At 59.6% G+C, this 12,802-nt stretch carries 13 protein-coding genes; 7 read left to right on the plus strand and 6 right to left on the minus strand.

The features are described 5' to 3' along the window. Positions 1-799 precede the first annotated feature (799 nt). Entirely contained in the window at positions 800-1,705 is a 906-nt protein-coding gene (locus tag SH664x_RS15965; protein ID WP_437202565.1) for a DUF6655 family protein, read from the minus strand. Positions 1,706-2,054: 349 nt separating this feature from the next. Between SH664x_RS15965 and SH664x_RS15970 the strand changes: the two genes are divergently transcribed. Next, on the plus strand, positions 2,055-2,585 hold the full coding sequence (locus SH664x_RS15970; RefSeq protein WP_437202567.1) for a hypothetical protein: 531 nt from the start codon (positions 2,055-2,057) through the stop codon (positions 2,583-2,585). A gap of 134 nt (positions 2,586-2,719) precedes the next feature. Here SH664x_RS15970 and SH664x_RS15975 read toward each other — a convergent pair whose 3' ends face one another. Continuing rightward, the gene (locus tag SH664x_RS15975; RefSeq protein ID WP_437202568.1) at positions 2,720-2,968 is read right to left on the minus strand and encodes a hypothetical protein; all 249 of its coding nucleotides are present in this window, start codon (positions 2,966-2,968) and stop codon (positions 2,720-2,722) included. Positions 2,969-3,255: 287 nt separating this feature from the next. On the opposite strand from SH664x_RS15975, the gene SH664x_RS15980 reads away from it, so the two are divergent. The 4 genes from SH664x_RS15980 to SH664x_RS15995 all read left to right on the plus strand — a co-directional run bounded on the left by SH664x_RS15980 (position 3,256) and on the right by SH664x_RS15995 (position 6,034). Further along, the gene (locus tag SH664x_RS15980) at positions 3,256-3,891 is read left to right on the plus strand and encodes a hypothetical protein (protein ID WP_437202569.1); all 636 of its coding nucleotides are present in this window, start codon (positions 3,256-3,258) and stop codon (positions 3,889-3,891) included. A gap of 152 nt (positions 3,892-4,043) precedes the next feature. Then, on the plus strand, positions 4,044-4,601 hold the full coding sequence (locus SH664x_RS15985) for a response regulator transcription factor (RefSeq protein WP_437202571.1): 558 nt from the start codon (positions 4,044-4,046) through the stop codon (positions 4,599-4,601). Positions 4,602-4,681: 80 nt separating this feature from the next. Further along, a complete protein-coding gene (locus SH664x_RS15990; protein WP_437202573.1) occupies positions 4,682-5,329 on the plus strand; it encodes an FHA domain-containing protein in 648 nt (215 codons plus the stop codon). Between the two features lie 75 nt (positions 5,330-5,404). Then, a complete protein-coding gene (locus SH664x_RS15995; protein ID WP_437202575.1) occupies positions 5,405-6,034 on the plus strand; it encodes an RsmD family RNA methyltransferase in 630 nt (209 codons plus the stop codon). Positions 6,035-6,249: 215 nt separating this feature from the next. Here SH664x_RS15995 and SH664x_RS16000 read toward each other — a convergent pair whose 3' ends face one another. Then, a complete protein-coding gene (locus SH664x_RS16000) occupies positions 6,250-6,531 on the minus strand; it encodes a hypothetical protein (protein ID WP_437202576.1) in 282 nt (93 codons plus the stop codon). 479 nt (positions 6,532-7,010) lie between these two features. On the opposite strand from SH664x_RS16000, the gene SH664x_RS16005 reads away from it, so the two are divergent. Continuing rightward, positions 7,011-8,411 (plus strand): phytoene desaturase family protein, encoded by a 1,401-nt coding sequence (locus SH664x_RS16005; protein WP_437202577.1) that lies wholly within the window; start codon positions 7,011-7,013, stop codon positions 8,409-8,411. Between the two features lie 5 nt (positions 8,412-8,416). Continuing rightward, the gene (locus SH664x_RS16010; protein WP_437202579.1) at positions 8,417-9,652 is read left to right on the plus strand and encodes an MFS transporter; all 1,236 of its coding nucleotides are present in this window, start codon (positions 8,417-8,419) and stop codon (positions 9,650-9,652) included. A 7-nt stretch (positions 9,653-9,659) separates the two neighbouring features. Here SH664x_RS16010 and SH664x_RS16015 read toward each other — a convergent pair whose 3' ends face one another. The 3 genes from SH664x_RS16015 to hslV all read right to left on the minus strand — a co-directional run bounded on the left by SH664x_RS16015 (position 9,660) and on the right by hslV (position 12,462). Beyond that, complete coding sequence (locus tag SH664x_RS16015) at positions 9,660-10,457, minus strand: metallophosphoesterase (protein ID WP_437202581.1); 798 nt, start codon at positions 10,455-10,457, stop codon at positions 9,660-9,662. 125 nt (positions 10,458-10,582) lie between these two features. After that, positions 10,583-11,920 (minus strand): ATP-dependent protease ATPase subunit HslU, encoded by a 1,338-nt coding sequence (gene hslU / locus SH664x_RS16020; RefSeq protein WP_437202583.1) that lies wholly within the window; start codon positions 11,918-11,920, stop codon positions 10,583-10,585. Further along, entirely contained in the window at positions 11,908-12,462 is a 555-nt protein-coding gene (gene hslV / locus SH664x_RS16025) for an ATP-dependent protease subunit HslV (protein WP_437202585.1), read from the minus strand. The genes hslU and hslV overlap by 13 nt, the downstream gene beginning before the upstream one ends. Positions 12,463-12,802 lie beyond the last annotated feature (340 nt).

A 12,802-nucleotide genomic window follows, 5' to 3' on the forward strand; every position in this document is an offset into this window, starting at 1 on the left:
GCGATCCTGGTTCATTCGTTCTGCGTCACTCAGATTCCACAGCGGGAACCACCAGCGGTCGTGTCGACCGAAACCGGTGGACACTTCCAGCACCGGCGCAATCGTCGGCTACGGAAATGCCTGGCAACGCGTGATTTGCATCGAAACCCGGAGCGCCAACTCATCAAAGAAGGTTGGCCCGGGCCATCCTCACCGAGGGTGACCTTTGAAAAACCCCCGCAGCTCATCCCTCCTGCAACCACGGCCCCCAGGACCGTCAACACAGGAAAACACTCACCGCAGGAAATCTCTCACCACAGGGACGCTTTTGGCGACAGCCATTCAACCGGATTACCAGCCTCCTGCATGAAACTCCCGACCTGGGAGCCTATCCGCGATTGAGACCAGCGCACCTTGAAGGCGAAGTCAAAAAGTTACTCGCTGGTTAACCAGCTGTGAACCCAGAACCTTTCGCCATGTGAAAGACGCTTCGGTTTCCAAACGTCGCTTTGCCAAAACGCTGTTTTTCGTGAAACCTGAAGCAATGGTCGTCACTGAAGCAATGTCTTCAGGAATGTTAGCTCACGATTCATTGGTGTCAATCGTGACTGAACTCTACTATCGGCGATTCCATGCAATAAAGTCAATACGCTTTTTCATTTGAGCTGACCGAATCGATTCCGTTGCAGCCCTCATTTTCAGGAGTTCCATTCTCTTCGCTCGCAATTCTGCAGCAAGAACGTACAGCCTCAAAAGTTCACACCGGGCGACAATCCTCTGTCGCGAGACATCCCACGCACTGCGACGACATCTCCTCAGCTCAGTCTTTGGTCCACTCATCACCTCCAGGACTGTCGGCTTCACCCGAGGTCTGCTGAATGCCGGCATGCCCCGCCCGCTCAGAATTCCCTTCTCCCTTCTCCTCAGCCACTTGCTGCCGAGGCATCAGCACACCGGGCTGCCGAAAGATCGCCTCCCGCCGGTACGATGCAATCGTGCCATTGATCCCTTCACGTTTTTCCAGCTTCGCCTGAGCATTCAGAGCTTCCCCCGCGAAACGGGTTTGACCCGCGTAGATCGTCCCCCGCTGGATGGGACCGATCCCCAGCACCCAGAGATCTTTCGCTGTCGACCGGGCAACCGAGATTCCCGACTGCCAGACCGGCTCGCGGGACACCCGCTCGTACGCAAAGACGCCAATCTTGGCTGCCGCCGTTTGGTCGTTTCGCCGGGAGAGTGCCAACTCCGGCATCCCCTGAATGGCGGGGGTCCCAGAGACCGCAGACGCTGCCGCAGCCGCAGCACTCAGCGAGGAAGCGGGAATCCCCACCACGACATCATGGTTGTCGGAGCCCAGCGTCCCGACCCGCCCCTCAAGGATATAGTCCGCCATGTCGGCCTTCTCCTGCAGCAGCACCCCGGCCCCCAGCATCTGCTGACGCAACGAGCTGATGACGTAGTCGGGAGTGACGAACCCCGTCCCCTTGTACCCCTGCATGTACTTCGTGTCGAAGTAGACCAATTGCCCTCGCATCGGCGTGAAATCGATCTTCGCGACGGCGGCGTCCACGGCGTCAGATGAGAGCAATTGCTCTGTCGCGGTGTTCTGTCTTGTCGTTCCGCAACCGGTCAACGATCCGACAAGTGCCGACAGGCCCACGCACAGCAGCGGGAACGCCGATTTGCGATACCAGATTCGAGCAGATTGAGAAGTGGGGAATAACATGTTCAATCGGACGGATTGACCAGTAACGGGAGGGGAGACGAGCGGCAATCGGGGAGGGAACGAGGAAGGGGCCGAATCGTACCCCAACCCCGGAAGGAGACCAAGAGCGATTCTGTCCTCTTCCAGATTGGGATCCGCCCCTGCGTCCCCTCCGAGCCACCCCGATCTGCCCTGCAGACACCGCTGCCCCCGGACTCAACGTCTTCAAAACGACCGAGTTTCGCAGACGAGCCTCCTCCCCTTTGTTACATCAGCAGATCTCAATTTGACAACGGTACCAACCGCCGCTTAGCGTGCGAGAATCGAGAAATCTGTGAATTTTGCACGGGATGGAAGCAGGAGAGGCCGCATGATCGCTGGCGACCGATTGAATTCAGACAGGTTCACGCTGATTTTCGGCGCGGTTCTGTCCAGTCTTTTCTTCTCGATGCAAAGCGTTTCTGCCGCCGATAGCCAGACCGCATCGCTGATCCCCCCTGCCCCGGATGCCGGAACGTTACCAGCCGCAGCACCTCAATCTCAGGTGCTCCCAATTCCGGTGATCTCCCCTCCGCAGGCAGTGGAATTCGCCAACTGGACGGTCGTGATTCAGCCGAACCAGCCAGCGGCCGCAGCCCCCCGGTCGTACGAAAGCATCTATCGCTCGATTCCGTATCGGCGGCTGGAATACCTCGCCAACCCGAGCTATCGCCACGATGCCACGATGGAAATCCTGTTCGGACAACTCCGACCGACCGTGATCAACCGGACCGATGAGCCGCATCGGATTACGAATCCCGTCCCGCCGCTGACGCAGCCCTATCCGATCTCGAAGGGGGAACTCTGGAGTCTGCCCTGGGCCTATTACACACCCTGGTTCAGCCAATGGCCCACCCCCTGACGCAGGGGCTTTCGCGGGGGACGCCCCTGCGAATCGGGAAGCCGACTGACCCCGGAACGTGAAAACGAAAAATCCCGCTGCCTGGAGCGGGATTTCACGATCAATACTGTCAGTACAGGCGCGAACGCAAGGGCTTACGGCACACCTGCGTAGTCGGCCGCTTCCGCTTCCTGAGCCGCCCGATAGTCGTCCAGAGCCCGTTGGGTATTCGGCAACAGGAATTCTGGTCCCGCCGGGAAGAACTGCACATCGTCCCGCAGGTAATATCCGGACGGCAAGGTCATTCCGGCCATCTGGGTCTGACACCCGGTCATCCCGGCCATCGCCAAGAAACCTCCGGCCAGCAGGGCGAGCGGGGTTTTGCGGATTAATTTGACGTTCATGTCAATGCTCGTGGGCTGAAGTCAGGCGATGCACAAGACGGGTCTGTTTTCCGCCACCGGAGACATCGCCCCGGCAACGGACACTGTTTTCGCTGCTATCTGGTTATCGGCACGTACTTCCAGTCGCTTCAGCAAAATCAGAAAATCCCGCAGAACCGGCAGCTTTCCACGACTCGTGATTGAATGTCTTGGTATCAGGAAGCACGCACCGGCAGAAAATGCCTCTTGTGGGGGATTTCGGCTCTCGGATATGGTCCCCGCGATCGCCATCCCCTCGGGAAACTCCCATGCGCACTGCCATCTCTCTCGCTGTGAATGCCGGCTGCTTTCTGCTTCTGGTGGCACCGCTCGCCGCACAAACCCAGAAGACGGTTCCACAGCGTCCGCTCTACCCCCTCACATTGGGCTCGGAATGGACCTATCAGGCGGGCGAAGTCGAGCTGATCGAAAAAGTCGGGGGCTTTGATGAGATCAACGGGGAATGGTGTGCCCGGATTGAAGTTCGCATGAACGGCAAGCTGATCGCCTCCGAACACATTGTTGTCCGAAAGGATGGGGTCTACCGCACGGCGATCATGGGAGACGCGGTCGTTCCACCCCTCTGCTTTCTGAAACTCCCTCCCCAACTCGGGGAGACCTGGGAAGTGAAGTCCACACTCAAGGAAGAGCCGATCAGCGGCCGGTTCACGATTGAACGGGAAACCGTCCAGACCCCCAGCGGCAGCGAACAGGTCGCCATCTGCAGCCGCGGAAGCGACTTTCAGGTGCAGGGACAACCATTGAACTTCACCTACTATTTTGTCCCGGGAATCGGAAAGGTCCGGCAGATCGTGTCAGCGGGGGACAAGAAAACGACTCTGGAACTCAAGAGCTATCGCATCGCTCCTGCCGCGACCCCGGCGACCAATCTCCCTCCCAAGTAGTGCAAAACGACACGCCCCAAACTGCGTAATCGTCTCAGCGGCGACCGATTTCTGGTTGCCGAGGCAGCAGGGCTGCGGGTACCATCTTTTTGAGATTTGCCCGATTCCTTTTCGACGAGCAGGTGTTTCAAGACTCGTGAACGGGACCTCTCATGAGTGGCAGATTGACCTCCGTCGACGTGATCATCAATCGGATCCTGGTTGTCGAAAGCAGCCGGGAGGAAGCCGATTTTCTTCGCAGTTATCTGCAACAGCACCGGTTTGACGTTGAAATCGCACGCGATGCGGGGCAGGCCCGCGCCGCGTTTTCCATGCACCAGCCCGACTTTGTCATTCTCGAAGCCATTCTGCCGAATGACGTTTCCGGATTCGAAGTCTGCGAACGCATGAAGCGCGAGAACGACGGCGTTCCAGTCCTGATGCTGACCGTCATCGACATGGACGACGCTCGCTCACTGGCCCGCCGGGTCGGGGCGGACGCCTACATGACAAAGCCCTATGACCCGGACGAACTGCTCGACCAGATTCGTGCCGTCGCGGAAAACGTCTGGGCACGAAAACATCTCGGCGACGAATCCGCCGCCGGGGACAAAGTCCGGTTTCATTGCGTGGGATGCGGCAAGCATCTCAAGGCCAAAGCCTCACATCGCGGGCGAACCCTGAACTGCCCCCGCTGTGGGAAAAACGTAGTGGTTCCTGCACACGACTGATTCGACATCGACCTCTGACCGGGACGCCCCGGAAAGTGTCACGCCCCCACAGGAACCTCAGATGGAAATTGAGGGCCGAGATGACAGCTCCCCTGATTCTCGAAATCACTTCCGGCAAATTCAAAGGCCGGCGAGTGAAACTGACTGACCCGGAAATGATCATCGGTCGTGGCGAAGAAGCCCGAATCCGGATCGCCTCTTCCGAAGTCAGCCGGGAACATTGCGTGCTTCTTCCGCGCACCAATGCCGTACTCGTCCGCGATCTCGAAAGCCGCAACGGCACCTTCATCGATGGACGCCCCTTGCGTCGCGAAACACTGCTCCTCCCCGGAGGGCAACTCACGGTCGGCCCCCTCACCTTCACCCTGCTGGGGGAACGCAGCGAGCCCAAAACCCCGCGCACCGATGTCAACGTACTCGGCAAAGCAGCAGTCACCGAACCGCTTTCCGATGACGCCATTGCCAGCTGGCTGACGGATGAACTCCCCGCCAATCCGACCTCGGACACGGCTGTCCTCTCCGGCTCCCGTTCGACGGGAGATTCCGGAGTCGGAAAACCGGCGGGAGCCGCCCGTGAGGTCCCTCCCCCACCGGCTGCACTCGTGGCGGCACGCCGTCGGGAGTTCCGGACCGTCGAGGAAGAGGCCAAAGACATCATCCGGCGTCACTACGAGATGGTCGCCAGCGAAAACGCCGCACTCGCGACCGAATCCAACGCCCCCTCCTGATTGTCATGCGACTCAAGGAATAAAGCGGTCGCGGGTCTGTGGCGGAAGAGGAAGCCGAGCCGATAGACTCCCGGCATGCGTATCATTGCCGGAAAATATCGTCGTCGACTGCTGCTCACCAATCCGGGGCTCGTCACCCGTCCCATGACAGACCGGGCCAAGGAATCGCTGTTTGAAAACATCGAAAAGCGGATGGTCGGGAAACGGATTGCCGACATCTTTTCCGGCACCGGAACAATGGGGTTCGAAGCACTGTCCCGCGGCGCGGAGTGCATCACCTTCATCGAAAAAGATCGCGTCGCCATCGAACTGCTGCGGAAGAATGTCGAGACCCTGAACGCCAGTGAGACCACACTGGTCTGGCCGGCCGATGTGCTCCGCTGTTCATTTCGTCCCAAGGGGGGACAGGCCGACCGGTTCTCCCCGTTCGGACTGATTTTCTTCGACCCCCCGTATCAGATGGTCTCGTCGATCAAGACGGGGTCTCCCCTGTGGCTGGCACTCCGCAGACTGGCACGGGCAGATGTCTCCTCCGATGATGCGACGCTGGTGTTCCGGGTCCCCGATCGAGCGGAATTCGATCTCCCCGAGGAATGGGGAATTGACTGGACGCTGGAGATCTCCAACATGGAGATTCATGTCTGCACCCGGCGGGCTGCCGCTCCCCAGGCCGAGCTGCCCTCTCTCCCCGAGCAGGATGCCTGAGCGCCCGGAGGTCCTGAGGGAGACCTCACCCCGGGCCCCCGCTGCGCATTAAAAAACCCGTTCCGCAAGGTGACGGGAACGGGCGTGGGAACCTTCCGGGGAGATCGACTCGCCCCCCACCGGGCTGATAGCTGGATTCCATCAGAGGAAAGGCTGCCGGACAGGGATGGCGAAGTGCAATCCGCTCGAGACCAGAACAGGTCGCGAAGTCGTGATCAGGCGGGCCACTCGTGGCCACAGGCATTGCAGCTGAATCCGACCAGAGTCCCGGTGCCGGGAATCATCTTCCCGTTGCGACCGAGCACTCCGTTGCGGAGTTCAATCGGCTCAACAGTCACCCGGTTGCAGATTGCGCAGCTGCGATTCTGATGTTCGATCCGGGCTCGCTCAGCGTGGAACGGAATAATGTCGCGGGAACGAGGAGCAGCGAATTGTGAGAAGGAAAGAATTCGTGGTTCGTCGACTTCGACTTCAGCCAAGAGTGCAAGCTGGCTCATCCTTGAGTCCCTCCCGTTTGCAGATTCAGTATTCAGACAGGCCGCATTCATTGCGACGGCGACGGGGAACTTAACCCCGAAAAAAGGTTCGATCAACAGACCATTCGTACAGTTCTGCCGGTCGCCCCCCATTGCTCCGCTAGATCTTGTGCTTTCCATCCGACGGGCGCACACCATCTGGACATTTCATCGGCAAAATTTGCCGAAAAATTTGGTGAAAATCGCTTCGCAGTCCCCAACGGCCGCCGGAACCCCGGCCCGTGACCCATCCCCTCTCCGACTCCACGTCTCAGCGACGGGACCTCCTCCGGTCGCTTCCCGATTCCGGAGCGGTTCAATATCTTCTGAACAGACCTCCACCAGCACGCAGCTGTCGTGGATTCAGCACGTAACCAGTCTAGACGTCGCTGTGCGGAGACTCCCTTGAGCACCTCGCTCCTGAAGACCTGTCGCATCAGCGCTGCGGCAGTCCCCTCCTCGTGAAATACCATACCATCATCATCGGTGCCGGCATGTCCGGCCTGGCTGCGGGAATCCGGCTCGCCTACTACGACCAGCCAGTCTGCATTCTGGAACGTCATACCACCATTGGTGGCCTGAATTCCTTCTACCGGCTGCGAGGACGCAACTACGACGTCGGGCTGCACGCGGTGACGAATTACGCACCTCCGGGAACCCGCTCCGGCCCACTGGCCAAGCTGCTGAAGCAACTCCGTCTGCGCTGGGACGATTTTGACCTCTCGCCGCAGAACGGATCGTCGGTCGCCTTCCCGGGACGGCAAATCAACTTCACGAACGACTACGCCGCATTTCTCGACGATGTCTGCCGCGAGTTTCCCCATCAGGCCGATTCCTTTCGACGTCTGGTCCGCACGGTGGAAGAGTTTGACGAGCTGAATCTCAACCAGACGCCGGTTTCCGCCCGGAGCGTGCTGGAGTCGATGCTCAGCGATCCGGTGTTGATCGACATGCTCTTCTGCCCGCTGATGTTCTATGGCTCTGCGATTCCGCATGACATGAACTTCAACCAGTTCGTGATCATGTTCAAGAGTATCTTTCAGCAGGGGCTGGGCCGCCCCTATGACGGTGTCCGACAACTGCTGAAGACCTTGACCCGGCACTTCAAAGCGCTGGGAGGCGAACTGAAGCTCCGTCACGGGGTGCAAGAGATTCTGACCCACGGCGACCGGGCCGTCGGTGTGGTCCTCGACAACGGAGAGGTGATCGAGGCGGAGAACGTGCTCTCTTCGGCCGGTGTGGCAGAGACCTATCGGCTCTGCGGACATCCGTTGGTCACCGCCCCGGTTGAGCCGGGGGCAGTCTCGTTCAACGAAGCGATCTTTGTACTCAAAAAGCAACCCCGCGAACTCGGCCACAATCAGACGATCGTCTTCTACAACAATGCGGACCGGTTTCACTACGAGCCGCCGCGCGAGCCGATCGACCTGCGCAGCGGCATCATCTGTTCACCGAATAACTTTCAGTACGCCGATGGTCAGCAGCTGGAAGAGGGGTTCATCCGCATCACGGCCCTTGCCAACCCCGATTACTGGATGAATCTCCCCGACGAGAAATATTATGAGGAGAAACAGCTCTGGGCCGATCGGATGATCGAGTCCGCGTTGACTCATCTGCCTGACTTCCGGTCCGAGATCATCGATACCGACATCTTTACCCCCCGGACCATCAAGAGGTTTACCGGACATGTGAACGGAGCCGTGTATGGGGCTCCGGTGAAAGTGCTGAACGGCTCGACGCCGATCCGGCATCTGTACCTGTGCGGCACCGATCAGGGGTTTCTGGGAATCATCGGCTCGCTGCTCTCAGGGATTACGATGGCCAACAACCATCTCCTGCGGGAGACGGGGCCGGTCGGCTGAGCAGGATGAGACCCGACGTCACAACCGCGATGAATGCCCCCGCTCCTTCCATTTATGGTCGGCTGTTCTGGCTCGCCTTTCTGGCGAACGTGCTGCTGACCACGGGCAACTCGATCACATTTCGCTTTGCCGAGTTCGTGACGTTTCTGGGGGGCAACGAAGCGGCCGCCGGCGAAATTGTCAGCACCGCGCTCATGGTCTCCTTTGCCTGGCGGATGTACCTCGGACAGACCATCGACCGGCTTGGAGTCCGTCGGATCTGGATCTACAGCTACCTCGCCTATCTCACCGGTTGCGTGCTGCTGATGACGACCTGGAAGCTCGGCCTGCAGGTTTATGCCGGCCGCAGCTGCTTCGCCGTCGGCATTGCGGGGATGTTCGCTGCGTCGATGTCGCACATTCTGACGCTGGCTCCCCCGGAACGACGGACAGAGATCATTTCGACCTTCGGCACCAGCGGATACCTCGGCATGACCTGCGGTTCCTATCTGGGGGACCTTGTTTTCCGCTCACTGCCGAACAGCCCGCAATTGTTCGTGGTGCTGTTTGGCGTGACGCTGGCTGTCGGAACCTTGCACACACTGCTGGCGGTCTTCATGACCTGGCATGACATTCCCGTGCCGCAGGAGTCCTCGCCGGGTCTGCATCGGGTGCTGCTGCGATACTGGCCGCCGCTGGTCATCTTTGTGGCGATGATGCTCGGTGTCACATTCGCCGTGACAATGATCTTCCTGACCCGTTTCGCCACGGAACGGGGACTCGGGGGGGTCCGCTCGTTCTTTACCGCCTATGCTGTCGCCGCTTTCACACTCCGGCTGGCAGCCCGCAAATGGAGCCGCACCACCGGTCGCCACAAGCTGATTGTCTGGGGACTCGGATCACAGGCAATCGGCTTCGCCGCGTTGACACTGGTCCACAAGGAATGGCAGCTGGTCTTTCCCGCCCTCTGCTGCGGCATTGGCCATGCACTGATCTTCGCCTCGGCGGTCTCGCTGGGTGCGGGTGCGTTTCCCGAACAGTTTCGCGGTGCCGGAACGACCGCCACGCTGGCGGCGATTGATGGGGGAATGATCCTCTCTGCGCCGTTGCTGGGCTGGATCATTGACGACTATGGATTTACCGCAATGCTCGGCACGGTGGCAGTGCTGGCGGGCAGTGCGGCGGTTTTTTACACGCTCGCCACACTTCGGGTGGTCGATTCCGAGATCATCGACACACACGGCCCGTCCAACCCCGCCTGATCCACGCCTACCAGAGCCAGCCCCGCTTCTTCGGTTCCGGCTTGGCGGCCACCGGAACAAACTCCGGATTGGAATGCAGGATCTTCATTTCCGGGAGCAGGACACAGCTCAGGCTGCCGCCGTCGCCGCCGGTGGTATCGATCAGCAGTCGCCGGTCCCCGAACATCACCTGCGGGACCTTCACATGTCCGGAAACAACCGTTGCCGGGCAATCACTCGGCGGAAGTTCGAACGGCAATGATTTGGAACAAAGCCACTGCGGCCGGTTCAGGGTGTAGTCCCGGGTACGAAGAATCTCCCGCTGCATACTGAACGGGGAATTCGGATCGAGGCCCGCATGCACGAAGAAGTATTCCGGATGCTCGACACTCCAGGGGAGGTCGGCGAGCAAGTCCTGGTGCGATTGCGGCATCTGCTCTCGCAGGGCGTTCAGGTCACCAAATTCATTGATGCCATAAGACCGGAATGTCGACTGGCTGCCGTAGTGGTCCAGCCAGCGCTGATCCCAGTCGGAATAGGCGGGTGTCGGAAGCAGCCCCAGCGCCGCGGCCATCGCCATCTCATGATTGCCGGAGACGACGGTCGTCCGCGGATGATGGACCAGCAGGTCCGTCACAATGTCGAGAGCTCCCTTCGGATCGGGGCCACGGTCGACCAGATCGCCAATGAACACGATCCAGCGCCGCTGATAATCAGGGAGAGCCTGCAGTTGCTCCAGAATCCGTCCGAGGTGTTCGACCTGGCCGTGAACATCACCAATCACAGCCACCGGGCCCGAGATGCTTCTCTCCAATTGCACTGACACGTCTCCTCCTGAAATCAACCTGCGCGATCAGCCTGCCCATCATACGCGGATTTTCCAACCTGCGAAAAGGGCATTTGCGGGATGCCCGACGCCGCCCGGCAACCCGCCCCCCGTCTACCGCCTGATTAGAGAATGAACTTGCTCAGATCGTCCGTCTGAACCGCGCTGGCGAGTCGACGCTGCACGTAGTCACTGTCGATGGCAACTCGCTGTCCCTTCAGATCGGAAGCTTCAAAGCTGATCTCCTCGAGCAGCCGCTCCAGCACCGTGTGCAGCCTGCGGGCACCGATGTTCTGCGTCGACTGATTCAGCTTCCAGGCAATATCGGCGACCGCTTCCAGCCCGCTGGGTTGAAACTCGACATGCACCCCTTCGGTCTCCAGCAGCGCGATATACTGCTGCGTTAACGAACTCGTCGGCTCCGTCAGGATGCGCAGATAATCCTCGCGCGACAGATCATGCAGTTCCACCCGAATCGGAAACCTTCCCTGAAATTCCGGCATCAGGTCGGCCGGCCGGACCCGGTGAAAGGCCCCGGCTGCAATAAACAGAATGTGCTCGGTTTTCACGTTCCCGTACCGGGTCTGCACGGTCGTCCCTTCGACGATCGGCAGCAGGTCCCGCTGGACACCCTGTCGGCTGACGTCTGCACTGCGGCCTTCGGATTCACCGGTGATCTTGTCGATTTCGTCGATGAACACGATCCCACTCTGCTCGGCAAGACGAATCGCTTCCTCGTTGACGGCATCGCGGTCCGTCAGCGCATCGACTTCCTGATCGAGCAGCACGCTGCGGGCTTCTTTGACCGTCAATTTTCTTTGCTGATGCTGCTTGGGGAGGATCTTTTCGAACATGTTCTGCAGGCCGGGATCCATCTGATCGAGCCCCATGTTCGAGAACATCGAGACCGGCTGCTGCTTCAACTCGACCCGCAGTTCCACTTCGCGATCTTCGAGTTCACCAGCGGCCAGCTTCTCGCGGAACTTTTCCCGGGTCCGCTGGTGACGGGCTTCCGCCTCCGTGTCTTCCGGTTTTCCCCAGTTCCGTTCCAGAGGAACCAGCAGATCGATCAGACGGTCATCGACCCCTTTGAGGGCCCGGGGAAGAACCTCGTGCCGTTTCTGCCCCTTCACCAGCTGGATGGCCGCTTCCACCAGATCACGAATGATGCTTTCGACGTCACGGCCGTGGTAACCGACCTCGGTGTACTTGGTCGCCTCCACTTTGACGAACGGAGCGCCGGTCAGATTGGCCAGCCGCCGTGTGATTTCGGTTTTCCCGACACCAGTCGGCCCGATCATGATGATGTTCTTGGGGGTCACTTCGCGACGCAGTTCTTCGGGCAGCTGTTTCCAGCGCCAGCGGTTCCGCAGCGCGATCGCTACAGCCCGCTTGGCATCTTTCTGGCCGACGATATGGGCGTCGAGGCGATCGACAACCTGCTTGGGGGTCAGCTCCTGCACGGCAATTCCTCAATGATGTGATTTTCGTTGGTATAGATGTCGATGTCCGCCGCGATGTGAAGAGCGGCCGATACAATTTCTTTCGACGACATCGACGTGTGCCGGACGAGGGCTTTGGCGGCAGCCATGGCAAACGAGCCCCCCGAGCCGATCCCGATGATTCCATCGGTCGGCTTGATGACATCTCCCTGCCCCGTCAACAGCAAGGTGTGCTCGGCGGAGACGACGATCATCATCGACTCCAGTCGTCGCAGCGCCCGGTCGGTTCGCCAGTCCCGCGCGAGCTCCGTGCAGGCCCGGGGAATATTCCCAGGGAAATCTTTCGCCTTGGTCTCGAACCGCTCCATGAGAGCGAAGGCATCCGCAGTTGAGCCGGCAAACCCGACAAGAACTTCCCCGTTCAGCAGCTTGCGGATCTTCTGCGTGTCCTGCTTGAGGATCGTCTGCCCGTGGGTCACCTGACCATCCCCTCCGATGGCTACCGTGTTCCCCTGCCTGACAGACAGGATTGTGGTGGAATGGGTCTGCACGCGTCGGCTCATCAACGACCATCCTGTCAGTTCTGTTCAGCCGGTCCCCCTGAAGGGGAGGAACGACCTGATTTCAATCCGGTCCAATACGGTGATTCGATTCCGGGGTGGGAAGACATCGCGACCCGCCCGGATCCATTTTAGAGCGTATTCCCAAAACAGGTAGCCGTTGCCTAACACCGAATCGACAGCATCTGGACCGGATCGCTGTCACAAGCCGTACGAAAACCGGGGCTTCTGCCCGCAGAGCACGATTTCATCGTCTCCTCCCCAAACCGGCGCAGGATTTCTATTGCCCCATTTTCCGGTTCAGACGTAAAACCCGCTGTGGTGCAACAATCCGCGCCCTGAT

The sequence above is a fragment of the Planctomicrobium aquicomposti genome (assembly GCF_051466325.1).
Taxonomy (GTDB): domain Bacteria; phylum Planctomycetota; class Planctomycetia; order Planctomycetales; family Planctomycetaceae; genus Planctomicrobium.